Source organism: Acidovorax sp. LjRoot38 (assembly GCF_964252975.1).
Classification (GTDB): domain Bacteria; phylum Pseudomonadota; class Gammaproteobacteria; order Burkholderiales; family Burkholderiaceae_C; genus Acidovorax; species Acidovorax facilis.
In genome coordinates, this window is record NZ_CAXUPT020000001.1 from 378,545 (window position 1) to 401,758 (window position 23,214).

The following is a 23,214-nucleotide window of genomic DNA, read 5'->3' on the forward strand; positions in this document are numbered from 1 at the left end:
TGGAAGTAAAGAGAGAGGGCGCGGCGGGTCTGCTCAGCAGGCTGGCGGTGCGGCAGCCAGCGTCAAGGCACCAGCCCATCCCGGGGTGAAGCCACTCGCACCTGGTTGCCGCCGCTTTTCTTGGACAGGTACATCGCCTCGTCGGCATGGCCCAGCAACCGGTGTTCTTCGCCCCCGTGCTCGGGGTAGATGGCCACGCCGATGCTCGGCTGGATGCTCAGGCGGATACCTTCCAGGTCAAACGGCTGGCCGAAGGCTGCCAGGATCTTGTCGGCCGCTGCGGCGGCGTGTTCGCGGGCATGGCCGCCTTCGAGCAGCACCACAAATTCGTCGCCCCCCAGGCGCGCGACGGTGTCCGAGCCGCGCACGCACTCCAGCAGCCGCTGGGCCACCCGCTGCAGCAGCAGGTCGCCCATGGCATGGCCCAGGCTGTCGTTGACCTGCTTGAAGTCGTCCAGGTCGAGGAACAGCAGCGACAGCAGGCTTTGGTCGCGCCGCGCGCGGGCCAGTGCGGTCTTGAGTCGGTCCAGAAACAGCTGGCGGTTGGGCAGGTGCGTGAGCTGGTCGTACTGCGCCATGTGCTCCAGGCGCTCGTGCATCTGCTTGCGCTCGATGGCGGCTGCGACCTGGGTGGAGACAAACTGCAGCAGTTCCTTGTCCTTTTCGGTGTAGCGGCCCTGCTCGTTGTAGCTTTGCAGCACCAGCGCACCAATGGCGCCTTTCTGGGTTTGCAGCGGCACGCCCAGCCAGTAGAGCGGTGCGTGTTCCTGGGGTAGCTGCCGGCGCAGTTGCGCGGCGCGGGGGTCGGCGTTGTTGGGGGTATCGGGCGTCAACAGAAGGGTGCTGCCGCTGTGGATCACCTCGGCACACAGCGCATCCTGCACTGGCGCCGGGGGCGTGGGGGCGGCGCCCGGTTCATTGACGTGGTACGGAAAACTCAAAGAATCACTGCAGGCGTCGTAGAGCGCGACCGCGAAGTTGGTCGCAGGCAGCAGGCGCCCGATGATCTGGTGGATGTGCTGGAACAGCGCCTGCAGGTTGTGTGTGGTGTGAGCGGCTTCGGAGATGGCATAGATCACCGCCTGCATGGACTCGGTGAACTTGCGCTCGGTGATGTCGTGCGCCACCGCCAGCCGCCGCTGCTTGTCAGGCAACCAGCGCGCAGTCCAGCGGACGTGCGCGATGGAGCCATCCTTGCGCACATAGCGGTTTTCAAACTGCAACTGCAGATGGCCATCCATCACACGCTGCGCCTGGCTTTGGGTGACTGCCAGGTCTTCGGGGTGCACCAGGTCGAACATGCGCTTGCCAATGACTTCCTCGGGGGCGTAGCCAAAGATGCGCTCGAACGCCGGGCTTACAAACTCAATGGTGCTGTCCACATGGACGACGCAGACCGCGTCGAGCAGCAGGTCCACCACGTTCTCAGAAGGGATGCTTTGCATGAAGGGTAGCGCGCACAAGGTGCCAAGAAGACCCATTGTGCCGTGCGCCCCCTTGTTGTGCGGCATGGATGCAGCCCGCAACCCAAGGGATATCCATTAAGCGACTGTCGATTGCTATCAAATTAATAGCTTTTGGCGCTTATGGTTAAAGCGCTGTAGGCATTTTTTAGGTGTATTTTTCTTCCAGCGCATCCCAGGCCATTTTTTGCACCAGCCGCTGGCGCTCGGCAAACGGCGCCACCAGAGCGGGGTCTTCATCAATGCGTTGGGTGTCGCGCAGCACGGTCAGCGCCTTCTGCATGCCCGCCACCGCGCCCTGCAGCGCGGCGTTGGCGTACAGCACCAGGCCGTAGCCCAGGGCGGCCAGTTCTTCAGCGTTGGTGATGGGCGTCTTGCCGCCGATCACCATGTTCATCAGTTGGGGCGCGGCCAGCCGCTGGGGCAGGGCGCGGATCTCGTCCAGCGTGGTGACGGCCTCCACAAACAGGATGTCGGCACCCGCCTCCTGAAAGCGCTGGGCGCGCTCCACTGCCGCTTCAAAGCCCTGGGTGGCGCAGGCATCCGTGCGTGCCAGGATGAGGGTGTTGGGGTCGCGGCGCGCGTCCACGGCGGCCTTGATCTTGCCCAGCATCTCGTCGGTGCTGATCACCTCCTTGCCGTTGAAATGCCCGCAGCGCTTGGGGCTGACCTGGTCTTCGAGCTGGATGCAGTCGGCACCTGCGCGCTCCAGCGTTCGCACGGCGTGGTAGGTGTTGAGGGCGTTGCCAAAGCCCGTGTCGGCATCCACGATGAGCGGCAGCTCCACCGCATCGCGGATGCGGGCCGTGTGGTCGGCGATATCGGTGAGGCCCATGAAGGCCTGGTCTGGCAGGCCGAACCACATGTTGGTGACACCTGCGCCGGTCACGTAAATGGCTTCAAAGCCCAGGTCGGCCACGACACGGGCGGAAAGCGCGTTGAACGCGCCGGGCACGATGACACCCCGGCGGGCGTGGGCCAGGGCCTTGAGTTGTTGTTTGGTGTTCATGAATTTCAAGGGACTTGATTTGCTACTGTTTTTGTAGCTGTTAAGGCTTGATGGACGGTCGGAAGGGGCCAAAAAACTCAAAAAATACCGCCAGGCACACGCACCCAGCCTTCCATCAGGATGCGGGCGCTGCGGCTCATCAGGGCCTTGGTCACTGTCCACTGGCCGTTGACCTGCGCTGCTTCGGCCCCCACACGCAGGGTGCCCGAGGGGTGGCCAAACCGCACGCTGCTGCGCACGCCCCCGCCCGCTGCCAGGTTGACCAGCGTGCCGGGGATGGCTGCGGCCGTGCCAATGGCCACGGCCGCCGTGCCCATCATGGCGTGGTGCAGCTGGCCCATGGAGAGCGCGCGCACCAGCAGGTCGATGTCCTTGGCGTCAATGGCTTTTCCGCTGGAGGCCGTGTAGCTGGCAGGCGGCGCGACGAAGGCGATCTTGGGGGTGTGCTGGCGCATGGCGGCCTCGCCCAGGTCACGGATCAGCCCCATGCGCAAGGCGCCGTGGGCGCGGATGGCCTCGAAGCGTGCCAGCGCCGCCGCATCGCCATTGATGGCACCTTGTAGCTCGGTGCCAGCGTAGCCCAGCTCTTGTGCATTGAGAAAGAGGGTGGGGATGCCCGCGTTGATCAGCGTGGCGGCGAAGCTGCCGACCCCGGGCACCTCCAAGGTGTCCACCACGTTGCCCGTCGGGAATAACGCCCCCACGCTCCCCACTGCGTGTGGTTCGCTGCCCCCCGAGGGGGCCCTCGCCAGCTTGGGGCGGCCCGGCGCTGTCGAGATGGCTCCCCCGTCATCGCCATCCTCCGCCGGGTCCATGAACTCCAGCGCCACCTCGGCGGCCGCAAAGGTCACGCCGTCCAGCTCGAAGTCGCCCGTCTCCTGCACCTGACCGTTGCTGATGGGCACATGCGCCACGATGGTCTTGCCGATGTTGGCCTGCCAGATGCGGATGGGGATGGTGCCGTCCTGCGGAATCCGCGCCGCATCGATCAGCCCAATATGGATGGCGCACGGCCCCACAGCGGCCGACAGGTTGCCGCAGTTGCCGCTCCAGTCCACAAAAGGCTGGTCGATGGATACCTGGCCAAACAGGTAGTCCACGTCGTGGCCCGGCCGCGTGCTGCGCGACAGGATCACGGCCTTGCTGGTGCTCGACGACGCATTGCCCATGCCGTCGATCTGCTTGCCGTACGGATCAGGGCTGCCCAGTACGCGCAGCAGCAGGGCATCCCGCGCGGAGCCAGGTTGCTGGGCGGGGGCGGGCAGGTCGTCAAGGCGAAAGAACACGCCTTTGCTGGTGCCGCCCCGCAGGTAGGTGGCGGGGATGCGGATCTGTGGTGCGGTATGGATGCTCATGAAGTAATATCAAATTTAATAGCGCACAGTGCTTTCTAGGCGGGTGCAAGAGCCTGTTTTTTGTCTGCATTCTTGGCAAAAAAGTCTTGCGCAAAGCGCTGCAGCACGCCGCCCGCCTGGTAGATGGAGACCTCTTCGGCGGTGTCGAGGCGGCATGTCATGGGCACCCGGGTAACTTCACCATTTTTGCGGCGGATGACCAGGGTGAGGTGGGCACGGGGTTGCATGTCTCCCTCCACGCCATACACCTCTGTCCCATCCAGCCCCAGCGTGATGCGGTTGACCCCCGCCTCAAACTCCAGCGGCAACACCCCCATGCCAATCAGGTTGGTGCGGTGAATGCGCTCAAAGCCCTCGGCCACCACCACCTCCACCCCCGCAAGCCGCACGCCCTTGGCGGCCCAGTCGCGGCTCGACCCCTGGCCGTAGTCGGCACCGGCAATGATGATGAGCGGCTGGCGGCGGTTCAGGTACGTTTCCATGGCCTCCCACATGCGCATGACTTGGCCTTCGGGCTCCACGCGGGCGAGTGAGCCTTTTTTCACCTGGCCATCCACCACGGCCATCTCGTTGACGAGCTGCGGGTTGGCAAACGTGGCGCGCATGGCCGTGAGGTGGTCACCCCGGTGCGTGGCGTAGGAGTTGAAGTCCTCCTCGGGCACGCCCATGCGCACCAGGTATTCACCTGCTGCACTGTCCGGCAGGATGGCGTTCGATGGCGACAGGTGGTCGGTGGTGATGTTGTCGGGCAGGATGGCCAGCGGACGCATGCCCGTCAAAGTCCGCGGGTGGGCGGCCAGCGCGCCGATGCCCTCGGTGTCCCAGTAGGGCGGGCGGCGGATGTAGGTGGACTGCGGGCGCCAGCCGTACTGCGGCGACACGCGCTGGCCATCGTCGTGTCGGATGGCGAACATGGGCTCGTACACGGCGCGGTACTGCGCGGGCTTCACGGCAGTCTTCACTACGGCGTCGATTTCTGCGTCACTGGGCCACAGGTCTTTGAGGCGAACTTCCCTCCCGTGCACCACCGCCAGCACGTCTTTTTCAATGTCAAAACGCACCGTGCCCGCCATCGCATAGGCCACCACCAGCGGGGGCGAGGCCAAAAACGCCTGCTTGGCATAGGGGTGGATGCGCCCGTCGAAATTGCGGTTGCCCGAAAGCACGGCGGTGGCGTACAGGTCACGGTCAATGATCTCCTGCTGGATGGCAGGGTCCAGCGCGCCACTCATCCCGTTGCAGGTGGTGCAGGCAAAGGCCACGATGCCAAAGCCGAGCTTTTCCAGGTCGGCCAGCAAGCCCGCTTCCTTCAAATACAGCTCCACCGCCTTGGAGCCGGGCGCCAGCGAGGTCTTGACCCAGGGCTTGCGCGTGAGACCCAGCCGGTTGGCGTTGCGCGCCAGCAGCGCGGCGGCGATCACGTTGCGCGGGTTGCTGGTGTTGGTGCAGCTGGTGATGGCGGCAATGACCACGGCGCCATCGGGCATCGTGCCGTCCTGCGGTGCGGGCATGGCCCAGGGGCCCGCGATGCCTTGGGCGGCCAAGTCGGACGTGGCAACGCGCGCATGCGGGTTGGAGGGGCCGGCCAGGTTGCGCACCACGCTCGACAGATCGAACACCAGGTTACGCGCGTAGACCGCATCTTTGAGGGTGTCGGACCACAATCCCGCTGCCTTGGCATGGGTCTCGACCAGCTTCACTTGTTCCGCCTCGCGGCCCGTCAGCGTCAGATACTCCAGCGTCTGTTCGTCGATGCTGAACAAGGCCGCCGTGGCACCGTATTCGGGCGCCATGTTCGAGATGGTGGCGCGGTCGCCAATCGTGAGCTTGGCTGCGCCTTCGCCAAAGAACTCCAGGTACGCCCCCACCACCTTGGCCTTGCGCAAAAACTCGGTGAGCGCCAGCACCACATCGGTGGCGGTGATGCCGTCCTGGCGCTGGCCGGTCAGCTCCACGCCCACAATCTCGGGCAGCCGCATCATCGATGCACGCCCCAGCATCACGTTCTCGGCCTCCAGACCGCCCACGCCGATGGCGATCACGCCCAGCGCATCCACATGCGGTGTGTGGCTGTCGGTGCCCACGCAGGTGTCGGGGTAGGCCACGCCCTGGTCGGCGTGGACCACGGGCGACATTTTTTCCAGATTGATCTGGTGCATGATCCCGTTCCCCGCCGGGATCACATCCACGTTGGCGAAGGCTTTTTTGGTCCACTCGATGAAGTGGAAGCGGTCTTCGTTGCGGCGGTCTTCGATGGCGCGGTTTTTGGCAAACGCATCGGGGTCGAACCCGCCACATTCCACGGCCAGCGAGTGGTCCACGATCAGCTGCACCGGCACCACAGGGTTCACCTGGGCCGGGTCGCCGCCTTCTTTGGCAATCGCATCGCGCAGGCCTGCCAGGTCCACAAGCGCCGTCTGGCCCAGGATGTCGTGGCACACGACGCGCGCCGGGTACCAGGGGAAGTCGCGGTCGCTGCGGCGCTCGACGAGCTGGCGCAGGCAGTCGTTGACGGTGGCCGGATCGGCGCGGCGCACGATGTTTTCGGCGTGGACCCGGGCGGTGTAGGGCAGGGTGGCCCAGGCGCCCGGTTGCAGAGATTCGACAGCCTCGCGGGCATCAAAGTAGTCCAGCTGCGTGCCGGGCAGCTTCTTGCGATACAGAGTGTTCATGAGCGTGGGGCAGGGAGCTGCGGCCGTTTGGTTTACTTGCGGTCCTGGATTGGTACGAACGTCAGGTCTTCCGGCCCGGTGTAGTTCGCACTCGGCCGGATGATCTTGTTGTCCTGCCGCTGCTCGATGATGTGCGCTGCCCAGCCGCTGGTGCGCGCAATGACGAACAGCGGCGTGAACATGGCGGTGGGCACGCCCATCATGTGGTAGCTCACGGCGCTGAACCAGTCGAGGTTGGGGAACATTTTTTTCACCTCCCACATCACGGTCTCCAGCCGCTCGGCAATGTCATACATCTTGGTGCTGCCAGCCTGTTGCGACAAGTTGTGCGCCACGCCCTTGATGACGACATTGCGCGGGTCGCTCACGGTGTAGACCGGGTGGCCGAAGCCAATGACCACCTCCTTGGCCTCCACGCGGCGGCGGATGTCGGCCTCGGCCTCGTCGGGGCTGTCGTAGCGTTTCTGGATCTCGAAAGCCACCTCGTTCGCGCCGCCATGCTTGGGGCCCCGCAGCGCGCCGATGGCGCCGGTGATGGCCGAATACATGTCGCTGCCCGTGCCCGCCACCACGCGGGCGGTGAAGGTGCTGGCGTTGAACTCGTGCTCGGCATACAGGTTGAGCGAAGTGTGCATGGCACGCTCCCAGGCAGCGCTGGGTTTGGAGCCGTGCAGCAGGTGCAAGAAGTGCGCGCCGATGGAGGCGTCATCGGTCTCCACCTCGATACGACGGCCCGAACTGGCCCAGTGGTGCCAATAGAGCAGCATGGAGCCCAGTGATGCCATCAACCGGTCGGCAATGTCGCGCGCACCCGGCAGGTTGTGGTCGTCCTTTTCAGGCAGCGCACAGCCCAGGGCCGAGACGCCCGTGCGCATCACGTCCATGGGGTGGCTGGCGGCAGGCAGTTGCTCCAGCGCCTGCTTGACCGACAGCGGCAAGCCGCGCAGGGCCTTGAGCTTGGACTTGTAGGCCCGGAGCTCGGCGCGTGTAGGCAGCTTGCCGTGCACCAGCAGGTGGGCGATCTCTTCGAACTCGCAGACCTCGGCAATGTCGAGGATGTCGTAGCCCCGGTAATGCAGGTCGTTGCCCGTGCGGCCCACGGTGCACAGGGCGGTGTTGCCCGCCGTCACGCCCGAGAGCGCGACGGACTTCTTGGGCTTGAAGCCCGGGGTTTCAACGGTGGTAGTCATGCGGTCTCCTGGTTTACGTATGCGTTGGCGATGGCAGCGGGGCGGCCTTTGCCATCCACCGCCACCATTTCAATAATTCCCTTCAGCACCTCTTCCGGTGGCGAGCCCAGCGTGGCGGCCAGACCGGTCACGCACACGGTGAGCGAGCTGCGCCCGATGCGGCTGACCCAGGCGCGCAGCGTGAGCACATGGCCCACGGGCACGGGGGCCAGAAAACGCACGTCGGTCACGCCCGCCATCACCACATCGCGCTGTGCGGCGCCGCGCGCTGCCAGAAATGCCGCCTTGGCCATGAGCTGCAAGGCGTTGCCGCCAAACAGCGTGCCGTAGTGGTTGGCTTCGGCGGGGAACACGATTTCCGTCAGCTCGACGGTGCCAGTGGGGGTTGTCATGCTTCGCAATTTACGCACAATGGCACCCCTCTGTAAGGGCTGAATTGGCGAATTATTGCGAATGCAAAACCGTCAATTTGCAAATATTGCGAATGATGGTGAAGGTGCTGCGAAGCACCACTGAGAAAGATGGAATGAAAAAAACCTTCATGGGTGTGCGCTTGCGCCGCCTGCGCGAAGAGCGCGGCATGACCCAGGTGGCGCTGGCCCGGGCGCTGGACCTGTCGGCCAGCTACCTCAACCAGCTGGAGCAGAACCAGCGCCCGCTCACGGTGCCCGTTCTGCTCAAGATCAACGCCGTGTTCGGTGTGGATGTGCAGCGGTTTTCTGACGACGACGAGGCGCGTCTGATCACCGGCCTTCGAGAGGTGCTGGCTGACCTGCCTGCGGGTGTGGGCGCGGAGGGCGCGGGCGATGCCGTCTCGCTGGCCGAGATCCGCGAGCTGGCCGCAGGTATGCCTGCCGTCGCGCGCACACTACTGGCGCTCCACCAGCGGCACCGGCAGGCCCTGGAGCGGTTGGCGGCCCTGGGCAACGACCGCAGCGGCGAGGGCGTGTTGGCCCCGCACCCACCCATGGCCTATGAAGAAGTACGCGACTTCTTCTTTGCGCGCCAGAACCACATTGCCGAGCTGGACGACGCGGCCGAGCGATGTGCCGCCGACTGGGGCCTGCTGCCCGGCCGGGCCGATGAGGCGCTGGCCCAACGCCTGCTCGTGGCCCACGGGGTGCGCGTGGTGGATGTGGCCGACCTGCCTGGCCAGGCGCAGCGCGTGTTCCAGGCCGAGGCCGGGCTGCTGCAGCTGGCGGCGGGGTTGGAGCGCGGGCAGCGCGCGTTTCAGATGGCGACGCAGCTGGCGTTTCTGGAGCAGGGCGCGGAGCTGCAGCGCTTGGCCGACAGCGCCGGGCTGTCCAGCGACCAGGCCCGGGCGCTGGCGCGCATCGGTCTGGCCAACTACTTTGCGGGGGCGCTGGTGCTGCCCTACACAGCCTTCTTGCGGGCGGCCGAGGCGGCGCACTACGACATCGACCGGCTCGGCCACCAGTTTGGCGTGGGTTTCGAGACGGTGTGCCACCGCCTGTCCACCTTGCAGCGGCCCAGCGCGCGCGGCGTGCCGTTCTTCTTCATCCGCGTGGACCGCGCGGGCAACATCAGCAAGCGGCAGTCGGCCACACACTTTCACTTCAGCAAGATCGGCGGCACCTGCCCGCTGTGGAATGTGTACGAGGCCTTCGCACAGCCGGGCCGCATCGTGCCGCAGGTGGCACGCATGCCCGATGGTCGCGCCTACCTGTGGGTGGCGCGCGTGGTGTCGCGCAGCGGCGGCGGCTGGGGTGTGCCCGGCAAGGAGTTCTCCGTAGCCCTGGGTTGTGACATCCGCCATGCGCCGCAACTGGTGTATTCCCGTGGGCTGGACCTCGCCAACCCCGAGGCCGCCGTGCCGATCGGCATGGGCTGCAAGGTGTGTGAGCGCGACGCCTGCCCGCAGCGGGCGTTTCCCCCCATAGGGCGCGCGCTGGATGTGAACGAGAATCGAAGCCGCTTTGCGCCGTACCCGGTGGCGGGCCGCCCGGGGCAGACACTCTCTTGACCTGGGTTATGAAAACCGCTCATCAATTCATAGCTGTCGACGCATGAGGGTGTTGCGCTGACGGCACTTTCTACCAAATAACTGATTGGTAACCAGTTGTTGTGCCACCGCTTGCTCCAACGGATGGCAGATTGCCGCTATCCTGCGCTTTGCCCGAATCCTTGGTGCGGCTGCCATGGCACATGCCCATAACGCAGGTACCTTTGTCCAGGCGCTGCTCTGATACCGAATGCCAACGACCACCCGCCCCACGCCATGGCCCCACTGACGCAAAACGGTCGATACCGGCACTGGATGGCCGGGTTGGGCGTGGCTGTGCTCGGCGTGACGGTAAGCCTTTGGCTGGCCTGGCAGCAGGCCGACTCTGTGGCCCAGGTCGGGCGCGCGCGGTTCATGCAGGAGGCGCGCGGGTTTGCCGATGCGCTGAGCCAGCGCATCGAAGGGCATACCGAAGTCGTCAACGGCCTGCGCGGCCTGTTCACGGCGAATCCCCACCTCACGCGCCTGGAGTTTGAGCGCGCGGCCAGCGACCTGGAGGTGGGCCAGCGCTACCCCGGTGTGCGCAACCTGTCGTTCACCCGCTGGGTGCCTGGCGCCGAGCGGGCCGCCTACGAAGCCCGCGTGCGTGCCGACACTTCGCTGACCTCCCAGGGCTACCCCAACTTCACCATCCGGCCGCCGGGCGAACGGGCGGAATACTTTGTGGCCGAATACCTGTGGCCCATGGCAGGCAACGAAGGTGTGCTGGGCTTTGACATCAGCAGCCAGCCCACCAACCTGGCCGCCATGCAGTACAGCCGGGACAGCGGCCACACCGTGGTCTCTGCCCCGTTTGATTTGCTGCAGGAAGAAACACACCGCCAGGGATTCGTGATCCGCGTGCCGGTTTTCGACTACACGGCGGGCACGCCGGAGCCTCGTTTTCTGGGGGCCGTGGCATCCACCATCCGGGTGTATGACCTGGTGCAGGCGCTGGGCAGCCAGGGCCTGCTCAACGGGATCGTCGTGTCCATGGCCGACCATGGTTCGGTGCGGGCAGGCTCTGCCGACTCCACGGTGCGGCCCTTGCTGGCACAGTCATCGGCGGCATTGCCGGGCGCGCAGCCGTTTGTGCGCGACCTGCAGGTGCATGACCGGCGCTGGCGACTGACCTTCTACCCGGCGCGCTCGTTCCTGTCGCCCTCCGAGGCGCGGCTGCCTGTGCTGGTGGGGCTGGGCGGTGCGCTGGTCTCCATGCTGCTCGCGTCTACCGTGGGCCTGCTGGTGCGCCAGCGCACGCTGGCCCTCGCACGGGCCCAGGTGTCCGAAGATGCCCGGCGCGAAAGCGAAGAGCGGTTTCATGCTTTGTTCAACCAGGCCAGCGTGGGCGTGGCGCTGCTGGACACCACCACCGGCCGATTTCTGCGCGCCAACCAGCGCTATTGCGACATCGTGGGCTACAGCCCTGACGAGATGGCTGCGCTCCATGTCCAGGCCCTCATCCATCCTGACGACCTGGAGGCCGACACGCAGCACCTGGAACGCCTCAAGAAAGGCGAAGTGCCCGAGTACCGGCTCGAAAAGCGCTACCTCCACAAGAGCGGGCACATCGTGTGGGTGGACCTCACGGTGTCGCCTATGTGGGTGCCCGGGGCCCGGCCTGACCACCACATCGCGGTGGTGCAGGACATCACGGCACGCAAGCGCATGGAAGACACCCTGCGCAGCAACGAGCACCGGCTGCGCGGCATCCTGGAACGCCTGCCCATGGGTCTGTGCCTGGTCCAGACCGACGGCCGCATCAGTTTTCGCAACGACCGCTACGTGCAGATCTGTGGCTACACGGCGCAAGACGTACCGGACGTGGAAACCTGGTGGCAGCGCGCTTACCCCGACGAATCTGAACGCACCGCTGTCCACGATGCCTGGCGCCAGGCCGCAAAGCAGGCCGTGGCGGGCGACGGGGTGATACCCGCCCGCGAGTACACCATTCGCTGTGCCGATGGCACACGGCGGCCCGTCGAGGTGTCGGGGGTGGTGGTGGAGGGCGGGCACCTTGTCACCATGCAGGACCTGAGTCAGCGCAAGGCGGCCGAGGAAGAGATCAACAACCTGGCCTACTACGACCCACTCACCCGCTTGCCCAACCGCCGCCTGCTCATGGACCGGTTGCAGCAGGCGTTGGCCACCAGTGCCCGCCACCAGCGCAGCGGCGCCTTGCTGCTGCTGGATCTGGACAATTTCAAGACACTGAACGAAACCCGGGGCCACGACAGCGGCGACAACCTGCTGCTGCAGGTGGCCCACCGGCTGCGCAATTGCGTGCACGAGGACGACACCGTGGCCCGCCAGGGCGGCGACGAGTTTGTGGTGGTGCTGGAAGACCTGGGCGACAACCCCGAGGAGGCTGCGGCCCGCAGCGAAGAGGTGGGTCAGCGCATCCTGACCGCCCTGCGCGAGCCCTACGTGCTCAACGGCGCGGCGCACCACAGCTCGCTGAGCATGGGGGTCACCATTTTCAGCGGCATGCGCGAGACGGTCGACGAGCTGCTCAAGCGGGCCGACCTGGCGCTCTACCAGGCCAAAAATGCGGGCCGCGACACCCTGCGCTTTTACGACCCCCAGATGCAGGCTGCTGTCAGCGCGCGCGCCGCGCTGGAGCTGGACATGCGCATCGGCCTGGCGCAGGGCCAGTTCGAGCTGTACTACCAGCCGCAGATCGACCGGGGCCGCATCACGGGGGCCGAGGCGCTGCTGCGCTGGCGCCATCCCCGCGACGGGTTTGTCTCGCCTGCGCATTTCATTCCGTTGGCGGAAGAGACCGGCCTCATTCTTCCGCTGGGTGAATGGGTGCTCCAGGCGGCCTGCGCGCAACTGGCCCGCTGGGCGCGGCACGCCGACCTGGCGGGTTTGGGGCTGGCCGTGAACGTGAGCCCGCGCCAGTTCCACCAGGCCGGTTTTGTGGCCCAGGTGCTGGCAGCACTGGCCAGCTCAGGCGCGCAGGGGTCACAGCTCAAGCTGGAACTGACCGAAGGCCTGCTGCTGCAGGACGTGGAAGACACGATCGAGAAGATGGGCCAGCTCAAAGGATATGGCGTGGGCTTCTCGCTGGACGACTTTGGCACCGGGTACTCGTCGCTGGCCTACCTCAAGCGCCTGCCGCTGGACCAGCTCAAGATCGACCAAAGTTTTGTGCGCGACGTGCTCACCGACCCCAACGACGCCGCTATCGCACGCACCGTGGTAGCCCTGGGCACCAGCCTGGGCCTGCGGGTGATTGCCGAAGGCGTGGAAACCGAGGCCCAGCGCGAGTTTCTGGAGCGCCACAACTGCCACGCCTGGCAGGGCTACCTCTTCAGCCCGCCCGTGCCCGTGGCCGAGTTTGAGGCACTGGTGCGCAAAACCAATGGAGTGGATGCGCAGGACCCGCAGGACGCACACGACGCACACGGCGCGTAACCCAGGAACGCTGCCCCCATCCGGCCCCGGGCCTTGCTGGCACTGCTGCAGAATATCAATATTCATAGCGTGAAATCGTTGCTGGATAAGCGTTAGGGCCTGTTTTTTCCAAATGTTTCTGTCGCACCCTCGCTCTGGCGTCTGGGCATGCTGCCAAGGGCCCGTGGTCATCGGGCGGCGCGGTATCATTCCGCCCTTGCTGCGGCCTGCGTGTTCCGGCCCGGAACGTCCGTCTGGCGCCACTTTTTGCACCCCAGCCTTCTTCCTCTTTTTGCCCGCCCCCTGACCCGTGCGTCTCACCTCGATCAAGCTTTCCGGTTTCAAGTCGTTCGCTGAACCCACCAACTTCATGCTGCCCGGGCAACTGGTCGGCGTGGTGGGCCCGAACGGCTGCGGCAAGTCCAACATCATGGATGCGGTGCGCTGGGTGCTGGGCGAGAGCAAGGCCAGCGAGCTGCGTGGCGAGTCCATGCAGGACGTGATCTTCAGCGGCACCACCACCCGCAAGCAGGCCAGCCGCGCGAGTGTGGAGCTGGTCTTCGACAACTCCGACCACCGTGCGGGCGGGCAGTGGGGCCAGTACGGCGAGGTGGCCGTGCGCCGCGTGCTCACGCGCGACGGCACCAGCAGTTATTACCTCAACAACCAGCCCGTGCGCCGCCGTGACGTGCAGGACGTGTTCCTGGGTACGGGCCTGGGGCCCCGTGCCTACGCCATCATCGGCCAGGGCACCATCAGCCGCATCATCGAAAGCCGCCCTGAGGAACTGCGCCTGTTCCTCGAAGAGGCTGCGGGCGTCTCCAAATACAAGGAGCGTCGCCGCGAGACCGAAAACCGCCTGTCTGATACGCGCGAGAACCTCACGCGGGTTGAAGACATCCTGCGCGAGCTGAACGCCAACCTCGAAAAGCTCGAAAAGCAGGCCGAGGTCGCCGCCAAGTACAACACCCTGCAGGCCGACGCCACGCTCAAGCAGCACCAGCTGTGGTTTTTGAAGCGGGCCGAGGCTGAGGAACAGCAGAACAAGGTGCGCCTGGACGGCCTGCAGGCCGTGAACGACCTGGAATCGCGCATGGCCGATCTGCGCGCGGTGGAGTCTGACCTCGAAACCATCCGCCAGGCCCACTACGCCGCTGGCGACCAGGTGAACCAGGCCCAGGGCAAGCTCTACGAGGCCACGGCCGAGGTCGGCAAGCTCGAAGCCGAGATCCGCTACGTGATAGAAGGCCGCCAGCGCGTGGAGCAGCGCCTGGTCACGCTGGCCGAGCAGATCGCCCAGTGGCAGGCCCGCAAGGAAGAGGCCGATATTGAGCTCGAAAACCTGGCCGGTGCCGGTGTGGACGCCGAAGAACGCGCCGAGATGCTGGCCGCTCAGGTGGAAGAGCAGGCCATGCAGCTGCCCGACCTGGAAGAGGCCCTGCGCCAGGCGCAAAGCCGCACGACCGAGCAACGGACTGCCGTGGTGCAGGTGCAGCAGCAGATTGGCGTGCTCGCTGCCGAGCAGCGCAGCTTTGACGAGCAAAGCCGCCAGCTCGACGCCCGTTTCGAGCGCCTGCGCACCGACCGCAACGCGCTGGCCGCGCCCGACGAAGCCCGCCTGACCAACCTGCGCGAGCAGCTCGAAGAAGCGCAAGAGATCGCTGAAACCACCGCAGCCCGCCTGCACGAGCTGCAGGAGTCCGTGCCCCAGCTCGACGACGACCGCCGCACCCGCCAGCAGGCCGTCAACACCGAAAGCGCTCGCCAGGCCGACCTGTCGGCCCGCATGGAGGCCCTGAAGGCTCTGCAGGAAAAGGTCAAGACCGACGGCAAGCTGCGTCCCTGGCTTGCCAAACATGGGCTCGACGGCCTGCAAGGACTGTGGAGCCGCATCCACATCGAGCCCGGCTGGGAAAACGCGCTGGAAGCTGCATTGCGCGAGCGACTGGCCGCGCTGGAAGTAGGGCGCCTGGACATGGTGCGTGGCTTCCTCGGCTCCGGCGGCAACGACGCGCCCCCAGCTCGGCTGGCCTTCTACAGCGCCCCCGCAGCAGGCCACCCCGAGCCATCGTCACCCCATGCCCGCTTGTCCGACCTGCTGCGCCTGAACGATGCCGGCCTGCGTGCCGTGATGGTGGACTGGCTGCAAGGCTGCTACACCGCCCCCACGCTGGACGACGCCCTGGCCCGCCGCAGCACGCTGCAACCCGGCGAAGTGGTGTTTGTGCCCACGGGCCATGCTGTCAGCGCGCACAGTGTGAGCTTCTTTGCGCAGGACTCCGAGCAGTCCGGCATGCTGGCCCGGGCGCAGGAAATAGAGCACCTCGAAAAAGAGCTGCGCGCGCAGGCGCTCATCGCCGAAGAATCACGCACCGCCCTGGTCCGTGCCGAGGCCGCGTATGCCGATGCCTCCCAGCGCTTGGTGGCCGCCCGCCGCGAAACCACCGAAACACAAAGCCGCGCCCACGAGCTGCAGGTTGAAACCCTGCGCCTGACCCAGCTCGCTGAACAAACCCGCGCGCGCAGCCAGCAGATCGACGGCGACCTGGCCGAGGTCGAAGCCCAGCTGGCCGACCTGCAGGAACGCCGCGTGGCCGCCGAGGCCCGCTTTGAAGAACTGGACATGCAGCTGGCCGACAGCCAGGAGCGCGAGGCCCAGCTGGGCGACAAGGTCATTGAGGCCGAACGCAAACTCACCGCCTGCCGTGAACAGCAGCGCACGCTGGAGCGCCAGGCGCAGGAGGCCACGTTCTCGCAGCGCAGCCTGGAGGCGCGCCGGGGCGAACTCAACCGCTCCATCGAAACCGCCACCCAGCAGGCCAAGGCCCTGGCTGACGAAGAGCAGCGCGCACGCGATGAGCTTGCCCGCCTGTCGGATGCCGCTGCGCAAGGCGGCCTGCAGGCCGCGCTGGAAGTGAAGATGGAGCGCGAAAAGGCCCTTGGTGCCCAGCGCAGCGAATACGACGATCTGACGACCAAGCTGCGCGCCAGCGATGAACGCCGCATGCAGCTCGAACGTGCGCTCGACCCGCTGCGCGCGCGCATCACCGAATTCCAGCTCAAGGAGCAGGCCGCGCGCCTGGGCCTGGAGCAGTACACCACCTTGCTGACCGACGCCCAGGCCGACCTCGAAGCCGTGGCCCAGTCGATCACTGAAGGCAATGTGCGCGTGGGTGGCCTGCAAAGCGAAATCGACCGCCTGCACCGCGAGATCGCCGCCCTGGGCGCCGTGAACCTGGCAGCGCTGGACGAACTGAAGCTGGCCAGCGAACGCAAGATCTTCCTCGATGCGCAAACCGCCGACCTGACCGAGGCCATGAACACGCTGGAAGACGCGATCCGCAAGATCGATGGCGAAACACGCCAGCTGCTCTCAGGCACTTTCGATACGGTCAACGGCCACTTCGGGCGCATGTTCCCCGAGCTGTTTGGCGGCGGCCAGGCCAAGCTCATCATCACGGGCGACGAAATCCTTGATTCCGGCGTGCAGGTGATGGCCCAGCCACCCGGCAAGAAGAACCAGACCATTCACCTGCTGTCGGGGGGCGAAAAGGCCCTCACGGCCATCGCACTGGTGTTTGCCATCTTCCAGCTCAACCCCGCGCCGTTCTGCCTGCTCGACGAGGTGGACGCGCCGCTGGACGACGCCAACACCGAGCGTTATGCCAAGCTCGTGTCCAGCATGAGCAAGGGCACGCAGTTTTTGTTCATCAGCCACAACAAGATCGCGATGGAAATGGCCGAACAGCTGATCGGCGTGACCATGCAGGAGCAGGGCGTGTCGCGCATCGTGGCGGTGGACATGGAGTCCGCGCTTTCGATGGCCGACGCCTGAAAAACTCAAATTCTCTGAACCCATGAGCACATTGCAACTGAGTCTGGCCATCATCGGCGGTCTGGTGCTGGCCCTCATCGTGGCCTACAACACCTGGACCTCGCGCCGCAATGCGCCCAAGCGCGCGCTGCCGCAAGAGCCCGTGGATCCCGCCGGTGAGCCGGTCCAGCGCCAGGAGCCCGGCTTCGATGCGGGGGCTGCCGTGGCCGTACCGCCGGGTGAGTTTCACGGCCTCGACCGGGGCCCCGATCCCTCGGAGCACGCGGTGGATGCTGATGAGGCCCTGCAGCTGCCCGTGCCACCGTTTTCGCTGGAGCGTCGCCCCGGGCTCGATCCGCTCATCGATGTCATTGCATCGCTGCAGCCCGAGCATGTGGTGTCGGGCGATGCTGCTCTGGCCGCGCTGCCGCCGACCCGCCGCGCAGGCAGCAAGCCGTTCGCCATCGAAGGCCTCAACGAAGCGAACCAGCAGTGGGAAACCCCTGCACCGGGCCAGCGCTACCAGAGCTTCCAAGCCGGTGTGCAGCTGGCCAACCGCATGGGCGCGCTCAACGAGATCGAGTTTTCCGAGTTCGTCGTCAAGGCCCAGGCGTTTGCCGACGCTATCAATGCCGCCCCCGACTTCCCCGACATGCTGCAGGAAGTGGCCCGCGCCCGCGAGCTGGACCAGTTCGCCAGCGACCACGACGCCCAGCTCATGTTCATGCTGCGCGCCCGCCAGGCCGCCTGGAGCCCCGGCTACGTGCAGCAGAACGCCGCCCGCCTGGGCTTTGTGCCCGGAGCCATGCCCGGCCGCCTGGTGCTGCCTGCCAGCGCACAGGGCTTGCCGCCCCTGCTCACGCTGGGCTACGACACCCAGGCTGCGCTGGCCGAAGACCCCGACCAGTCCGCCATCCGCGACATCACTCTGAGCCTGGACGTGGCGCAAGTTCACCGTACCGAACAACCCTTTGCGCGCCTGCGCGACGTAGGGGCCGCGCTGTGCGACGCGATGGATGGGGTGCTCTGCGACCAGAACGGCCAGCCGCTGCCCGCGATGGCCATGGATCCGATTGCTGCGGACCTGGAGCTGCTGTACGACCAGCTGGATGGGCGCGATCTGTCGGCTGGTTCGGTGCTGGCGCGACGACTCTTCAGCTAGTGCAGCGCATGAGTGCAATGCAGGTCCGTCTGGCAACCGAAGCTGACCACGGCGCCGTCAAAGCTCTGTACAGAGAACTGCGGCCTCAGGACCCCGAGGTGGACAGTGATGCATCCTTGGCGCATTTTCGTGTCGTGTTGCAGTCTCCGCAGGCGCGCCTCGTCGTTGCGCTTTGCGAAGGCGAAGTCGGTGCCACCTGCATGCTGGCTTCGATCCCCAATTTCGCGAATGCAGGAATGCCCATCGGCGTCATTGAGCACGTGATTACGGGCGAGCGCTTTCGTCGCCGGGGGCTGGCACTTGCTGCTCTGGAGTTCGCTCTGGATGCAGCTTGGACAATGAATTGCTGCAAGGTATTTCTTCTCTCGGGTGCTCAGCGCGAGCAAGCGCACCGACTCTATGAATCTGCCGGCTTTGTTGGCAACCAGGAATTAGGCTTCGTCCAGAAGAACCCCAGGGCGGTCCGCCATGACTGAGCAATCTGATCTTTTTTCGGCTCCAGCGCCCGCAGATCAAGCGCAACCAGCTATCAAAATCAAAGCACTGCGCGACCAGCTCAACCACTGGGCGCACCAGTACTACGTGCTGGACGAACCCACGGTGCCCGATGCCGAATACGACCGTGTGTTCCGCGAGTTGCAGGCGCTGGAGGCCGCGCACCCCGACCTCATCACCCCCGATTCGCCCACGCAGCGCGTGATTGGTGCGGTGATGGAGGGCTTGGCATCGGTGCGCCACGCGGTGCCCATGCTCAGCATCCACACCGAAACCGACACCGAGGCCACCGGCGCGCAGGCGTTTGATGCCCGCGTGCGGCGCGAGCTGGGCCTGTCGGAATCTGACCCTGCCATCGAATACGTGGCCGAGCCCAAGTTCGACGGCCTGGCCATGAGCCTGCGCTACGAAAACGGCCGCCTGGTGCAGGCCGCTACGCGCGGCGATGGCGAGGTGGGCGAGGACGTGACGCACAACATCCGCACGATCCGGCAGATACCCCTTACGCTGCCTGGCGGTGTACCGCCGCTGCTCGAGGTACGTGGCGAGGTCTACATGCGCCGTGCAGACTTTGATGCTCTCAACGAGCGCCAGCGTGAGCAGGGCGGCAAGACCTTTGTGAACCCACGCAACGCCGCAGCGGGTGCGGTGCGCCAGCTCGACTCCGGCATCACCGCCCAGCGCCCCTTGAGCTTTTTTGCCTATGGCCTGGGCGCCATCACGCCGCCCGGCGATGGCGGGCCGGTGTTCCGCACGCACTACGAGATGCTGCAGACGCTGAAGTCCTGGGGTTTTCCCGTTGCAGCGCAGGTGCAGATTGCGGTAGGCGCTACTGAATTGGTAGCATTTCACCAGCGGGTGGGCGCCAGCCGCGATGCGCTGCCGTACGACATCGACGGTGTGGTCTACAAGGTCAATTCCCTGCAGTTGCAGCGCGACCTGGGCTTCAAGACCCGCGAGCCGCGCTGGGCCGTGGCGCACAAGTACCCGGCGCAGGAGATGGCCACCAAGGTCGAGGGCATCGACGTGCAGGTGGGGCGTACCGGCAAGATCACGCCGGTAGCGCGTCTTACTCCTGTGTTTGTCGGTGGGGTTACCGTCACCAATGCCACGCTGCACAACCTGTTCGAGATTCGCAAAAAAGGCGTGCGGGTGGGCGATCAGGTGATCGTGCGCCGAGCCGGTGATGTGATTCCCGAAGTCGTGGGAGTCATGCCCCCACTCACCGATGCAACGGAAGTCATTTCTGTTGATGGTGTCCCTATCAAGCAACGTCACGGAAATCCTCCTCGCGAGGTATACGTCCCCAACTTTCGCATGCCCAAGGTCTGCCCCGTGTGCGGTAGCGATGTGGTCCGCGAAAAGGGGGAAGCCAACCACCGCTGCACGGGCGGCCTGTTCTGCGCCGCACAGCGCAAGGAGGCCATCCTGCACTTCGCCGCGCGCCGCGCCATGGACATCGAAGGCCTGGGCGACAAGCTGGTGGACCAGCTGGTGGACGCCAACGTGATCCGTACGCTGCCCGACCTGTATCGGCTGGGCCTCACGTCGCTCATCGCGCTGGAGCGCATGGCCGAGAAGTCGGCCCAGAACGTGCTGGCTGCGCTCGAAAAATCCAAGCGGACCACCTTGCCGCGCTTCCTGTTCGGCCTGGGGCTGCGCCATGTGGGCGAGGCCACGGCCAAGGACCTCGCTCGGCACTTTGGCACGCTGGACGCCATCATGGATGCGAGCGTGGAGCAGTTGCTGGAGGTGAACGATGTGGGCCCCGTGGTGGCACAGAGCCTGCACACCTTCTTCCAGCAGCCGCACAACCGGGAGGTGGTCGAGCAACTGCGCGCCTGCGGCGTGACCTGGCCCGAAGGCCCGGTGGCCGAGCGTGCCCCGCAGATCCTGGCGGGTAAAACCGTGGTGCTGACCGGCACCTTGCCCACCCTGAGCCGCGACGCGGCCAAGGACATGCTGGAAGCCGCTGGCGCCAAGGTGGCCGGTTCGGTCAGCAAGAAGACCAGCTACGTGGTAGCGGGCGCCGAGGCCGGCAGCAAATTGGCCAAGGCCGAAGAGCTTGGCGTGCCCGTGCTGGACGAAGCCGGCATGCTGGCCCTGCTGTCGGGCACAGGCGCCTGAGGCAATCTCCCCTTTCTCTGAGTTTTTGATGCGCACATTGCTGCTTTCCTTTCAGGCCCGCGCGGCGGCCCTGTTCCGCTGGCTGGCCGGCCTGTTCGCCTGGATACCCCGCCCGCTGCGCCGCGCGCTGATGTGGGGAGCCCTGGCCGTGCCTGCCGCCGTGCTGGTCTACACGCTGGTGCTGATCCCGTTCACCCCCTCCATCAGCGACATCCGCAAGGCAAAAAGCGAGCTGCCCGCGCAGCTCATGTCGGTGGACGGCAAGCTGCTGGCCGAATACCGCTGGGCCAACCGCGAATGGGTGGAGCTGAGCCAGATATCGCCCAACGTGGTGAACGCCCTCATCGCCACCGAAGACCACCGTTTTTACGACCACTTTGGTCTGGACTGGCGGCGCACGGCATCGTCGGTGGTGCACACGCTGCGCGGGGACCCTCAGGGTGGCTCCACCATCACGCAGCAGCTGGCACGCAACCTGTTTCCGGAGGAGATCGGGCGCTCGCGCGTGTTCCCACAGGCCCTCACGCGCAAGCTCAAGGAGGCGATCACTGCGCTCAAGATCGAGGCGTCGTACACCAAGGACGAGATCCTGGAGACTTACCTCAACACCGTGCCGTTCCTCTACAACGCCTACGGTATCGAGATGGCCGCGCGCACGTATTTCGACAAGTCGGCCGACAAGCTCAACGTGCTGGAAAGCGCCACGCTGATTGGCATGCTCAAGGGCACAGCCTACTACAACCCCGTGCTCAACCCCGAGCGTGCCCAGGCACGGCGCAACACCGTGCTGTCGCAAATGGTCAAGCGCGGCAAGCTCGAAGAAAAGCAGCTGGAGGCCCTGCAAAAACGCCCGCTGCGCGTCAATTTCGAGCGCCAGACCGAGGTGATGGGCCCCGCGCCCCACTTTGCGATGCAGTTGCGCAAGCAGCTCATCGAGTGGGCCGACAGCCATGGCTACAACCTGTATGCCGATGGCCTGGTGATCCGCACCACCATCGACTCGCGCCTGCAGGCCATTGCCAACCAAGCCGTGGCGCGCCAGGGGCGCCAGCTGCAGGGCGTGGCAGACACCGCCTGGTCCCAGCGCAATGGCTGGGGCCCGAAGAGCGAGCTGGTGCAGACGCTGGTGCGCGAAAGCCCCGAATACCGCAACGCCGTGGACAAGGGCCAGGCCCCGGAAGAGGCATTGCAGGCGCTGCTGGATGACACCGCCTTCCTGCAGAAACTGCGCGCCGAGAAGACGCGCGTGCAGGCCGGGTTTCTGGCGCAGGACCCGGTCACCGGCCATGTGCTGGCCTGGGTGGGCAGCCGCGACTTTGCGCAAGACCCGTTCGACCATGTGCAGGCGGCGCGGCGCCAGCCTGGCTCCACGTTCAAGCCCTTTGTGTATGGCGCGGCGTTTGCCAGTGGCGCGTCGCCCAGCGATACGCTGATGGACGGGCCCGTAGAAATCCCCCTGGGCGGAGGCCGCGTCTGGCGCCCCACCGATGGCGGCCCGCCCAGCGACCAGCCCATGACGCTGGCCGATGGTCTGGCGTTTTCCAAGAACACCATCACCGCACAGGTCATGCAGCAGGTGGGCCCGGCCCGCGTGGCCGAGGTGGCCCGGGCCCTGGGGGTGCGCCAGTCGCCGCTGGAAGAGGTGCCATCTCTGGCGCTCGGCACCAGCCCGGTCACCCTGAAGGAAATGGTGACGGCCTACAGCTCCATCGCCAATCTGGGCCGCTATGTGGAGCCCGTGCTGATTACCCGCATCGAGGACCGCCACGGCAAGGTGCTGGAGACTTTTGCGCCGTCTGCCCCTGAAACGGTTTTCGAGCCACGCGCCGCGCAGACCTTGCGCAATACCATGCGCGGCGCCATCGACCGGGGCACGGCCACCGCAATCCGCACCCGCTATGGCATCCAGGCCGATGTGGCGGGCAAGACCGGCACTACGCAGGACAACACCGACGGCTGGTTCATCCTGATGCACGCGCGCGTTGTGGCGGGTGCCTGGGCGGGTTTCAACGACGGCCGCATCACGCTGCGCAGCGATGCGTGGGGGCAGGGGGCGCGCAGCGCGTTGCCCATGGTGGGCGAGTTCATGCAGCAGGCCATTCGCACCAGGGCGATCAACGGGAATGACCGCTTTGTAGACGAGTTTGTGGATACCCCCCCGCCACCGGCGGATGGATCACTGGGCGCGATGCGGGAATGGATCCGGGGCCTGTTCGGAGGGGATGCGCAATCCCCCTCTGCACCGGCCCCCTGGCCCGGCACTCCGCCACGGCCCAGCGGTGATGGGCTGCCACCGGTCACCACGGACCCTGCTGGTTCGTCCCGGCCGCCTGTGCCAGCCGAGGAGCGGGTGGGCGGGTAGGTGCGAAGCGGCGGGGTGGGCCTGCGCACCCCAAGCCACCGAAGCGTTGCACAACGCTGCCAACTTTGACGTTGTAGGACGGCGTCGCCAGTCACTCCATGGTGCGGCTGGCGCCTGGCTTATGCGCGTAAACGAACAGACCTTTCATGGTGGGGCCCGCACAT

Annotated in this window: 13 protein-coding genes; 7 read left to right on the plus strand and 6 right to left on the minus strand. The window is 65.9% G+C overall.

Features of this window, described 5'->3' with window-relative positions; all coding sequences use genetic code 11:
- Nucleotides 1–62 precede the first annotated feature (62 nt).
- The 6 genes from ACSQ22_RS01740 to ACSQ22_RS01765 all read right to left on the minus strand — a co-directional run bounded on the left by ACSQ22_RS01740 (nucleotide 63) and on the right by ACSQ22_RS01765 (nucleotide 8,081).
- Nucleotides 63–1,445: a diguanylate cyclase domain-containing protein gene (locus ACSQ22_RS01740; protein ID WP_436129225.1), complete on the minus strand. Its 1,383-nt coding sequence runs from the start codon at nucleotides 1,443–1,445 to the stop codon at nucleotides 63–65.
- A gap of 166 nt (nucleotides 1,446–1,611) precedes the next feature.
- Nucleotides 1,612–2,472, minus strand: coding sequence for an isocitrate lyase/PEP mutase family protein (locus ACSQ22_RS01745; RefSeq protein ID WP_436129226.1), 861 nt, complete (start codon nucleotides 2,470–2,472; stop codon nucleotides 1,612–1,614).
- A gap of 77 nt (nucleotides 2,473–2,549) precedes the next feature.
- Nucleotides 2,550–3,827: a PrpF domain-containing protein gene (locus tag ACSQ22_RS01750; RefSeq protein ID WP_436129227.1), complete on the minus strand. Its 1,278-nt coding sequence runs from the start codon at nucleotides 3,825–3,827 to the stop codon at nucleotides 2,550–2,552.
- 35 nt (nucleotides 3,828–3,862) lie between these two features.
- Nucleotides 3,863–6,499, minus strand: a complete 2,637-nt coding sequence (gene acnD / locus ACSQ22_RS01755; protein ID WP_436129228.1) for a Fe/S-dependent 2-methylisocitrate dehydratase AcnD — start codon at nucleotides 6,497–6,499, stop codon at nucleotides 3,863–3,865.
- A gap of 32 nt (nucleotides 6,500–6,531) precedes the next feature.
- Complete coding sequence (gene prpC, locus ACSQ22_RS01760; RefSeq protein ID WP_436129229.1) at nucleotides 6,532–7,689, minus strand: bifunctional 2-methylcitrate synthase/citrate synthase; 1,158 nt, start codon at nucleotides 7,687–7,689, stop codon at nucleotides 6,532–6,534.
- The gene (locus ACSQ22_RS01765; RefSeq protein ID WP_436129230.1) at nucleotides 7,686–8,081 is read right to left on the minus strand and encodes an acyl-CoA thioesterase; all 396 of its coding nucleotides are present in this window, start codon (nucleotides 8,079–8,081) and stop codon (nucleotides 7,686–7,688) included. The genes prpC and ACSQ22_RS01765 overlap by 4 nt, the downstream gene beginning before the upstream one ends.
- Before the next feature lie 134 nt (nucleotides 8,082–8,215).
- Between ACSQ22_RS01765 and ACSQ22_RS01770 the strand changes: the two genes are divergently transcribed.
- The 7 genes from ACSQ22_RS01770 (at nucleotide 8,216) to ACSQ22_RS01800 (ending at nucleotide 23,050) form a co-directional block, all read left to right on the plus strand.
- Nucleotides 8,216–9,673: a short-chain fatty acyl-CoA regulator family protein gene (locus ACSQ22_RS01770; protein ID WP_436129231.1), complete on the plus strand. Its 1,458-nt coding sequence runs from the start codon at nucleotides 8,216–8,218 to the stop codon at nucleotides 9,671–9,673.
- Nucleotides 9,674–9,928: 255 nt separating this feature from the next.
- Nucleotides 9,929–13,111 (plus strand): bifunctional diguanylate cyclase/phosphodiesterase, encoded by a 3,183-nt coding sequence (locus ACSQ22_RS01775; RefSeq protein ID WP_436129232.1) that lies wholly within the window; start codon nucleotides 9,929–9,931, stop codon nucleotides 13,109–13,111.
- Nucleotides 13,112–13,400: 289 nt separating this feature from the next.
- Nucleotides 13,401–16,925, plus strand: a complete 3,525-nt coding sequence (gene smc, locus ACSQ22_RS01780) for a chromosome segregation protein SMC (protein ID WP_436129233.1) — start codon at nucleotides 13,401–13,403, stop codon at nucleotides 16,923–16,925.
- 22 nt (nucleotides 16,926–16,947) lie between these two features.
- Complete coding sequence (locus ACSQ22_RS01785; RefSeq protein ID WP_218301148.1) at nucleotides 16,948–18,066, plus strand: cell division protein FtsZ; 1,119 nt, start codon at nucleotides 16,948–16,950, stop codon at nucleotides 18,064–18,066.
- Between the two features lie 8 nt (nucleotides 18,067–18,074).
- Nucleotides 18,075–18,542 carry a GNAT family N-acetyltransferase gene (locus ACSQ22_RS01790; protein ID WP_436129234.1) on the plus strand — a complete coding sequence of 156 codons (468 nt, stop codon included), beginning with the start codon at nucleotides 18,075–18,077 and terminating at the stop codon, nucleotides 18,540–18,542.
- Nucleotides 18,535–20,688 (plus strand): NAD-dependent DNA ligase LigA, encoded by a 2,154-nt coding sequence (ligA, locus tag ACSQ22_RS01795; RefSeq protein ID WP_436129235.1) that lies wholly within the window; start codon nucleotides 18,535–18,537, stop codon nucleotides 20,686–20,688. Before ACSQ22_RS01790 ends, ligA begins: the two co-directional genes overlap by 8 nt.
- 28 nt (nucleotides 20,689–20,716) lie before the next feature.
- Nucleotides 20,717–23,050: a penicillin-binding protein 1A gene (locus tag ACSQ22_RS01800; RefSeq protein ID WP_436129236.1), complete on the plus strand. Its 2,334-nt coding sequence runs from the start codon at nucleotides 20,717–20,719 to the stop codon at nucleotides 23,048–23,050.
- The last annotated feature ends 164 nt before the right edge of the window (nucleotides 23,051–23,214 follow it).

Excerpts from the sequence above, each read along its gene's own strand:
- ACSQ22_RS01740 (WP_436129225.1), bottom strand. The coding sequence starts at position 1,445 with ATGCAAAGCATCCCTTCTGAGAACGTGGTGGACCTGCTGCTCGACGCG.
- ACSQ22_RS01745 (WP_436129226.1), bottom strand. The coding sequence starts at position 2,472 with ATGAACACCAAACAACAACTCAAGGCCCTGGCCCACGCCCGCCGGGGT.
- ACSQ22_RS01750 (WP_436129227.1), bottom strand. The coding sequence starts at position 3,827 with ATGAGCATCCATACCGCACCACAGATCCGCATCCCCGCCACCTACCTG.
- acnD (WP_436129228.1), bottom strand. The coding sequence starts at position 6,499 with ATGAACACTCTGTATCGCAAGAAGCTGCCCGGCACGCAGCTGGACTAC.
- prpC (WP_436129229.1), bottom strand. The coding sequence starts at position 7,689 with ATGACTACCACCGTTGAAACCCCGGGCTTCAAGCCCAAGAAGTCCGTC.
- ACSQ22_RS01765 (WP_436129230.1), bottom strand. The coding sequence starts at position 8,081 with ATGACAACCCCCACTGGCACCGTCGAGCTGACGGAAATCGTGTTCCCC.
- ACSQ22_RS01770 (WP_436129231.1), top strand. The coding sequence starts at position 8,216 with ATGAAAAAAACCTTCATGGGTGTGCGCTTGCGCCGCCTGCGCGAAGAG.
- ACSQ22_RS01775 (WP_436129232.1), top strand. The coding sequence starts at position 9,929 with ATGGCCCCACTGACGCAAAACGGTCGATACCGGCACTGGATGGCCGGG.
- ACSQ22_RS01785 (WP_218301148.1), top strand. The coding sequence starts at position 16,948 with ATGAGCACATTGCAACTGAGTCTGGCCATCATCGGCGGTCTGGTGCTG.
- ACSQ22_RS01790 (WP_436129234.1), top strand. The coding sequence starts at position 18,075 with ATGAGTGCAATGCAGGTCCGTCTGGCAACCGAAGCTGACCACGGCGCC.
- ligA (WP_436129235.1), top strand. The coding sequence starts at position 18,535 with ATGACTGAGCAATCTGATCTTTTTTCGGCTCCAGCGCCCGCAGATCAA.
- ACSQ22_RS01800 (WP_436129236.1), top strand. The coding sequence starts at position 20,717 with ATGCGCACATTGCTGCTTTCCTTTCAGGCCCGCGCGGCGGCCCTGTTC.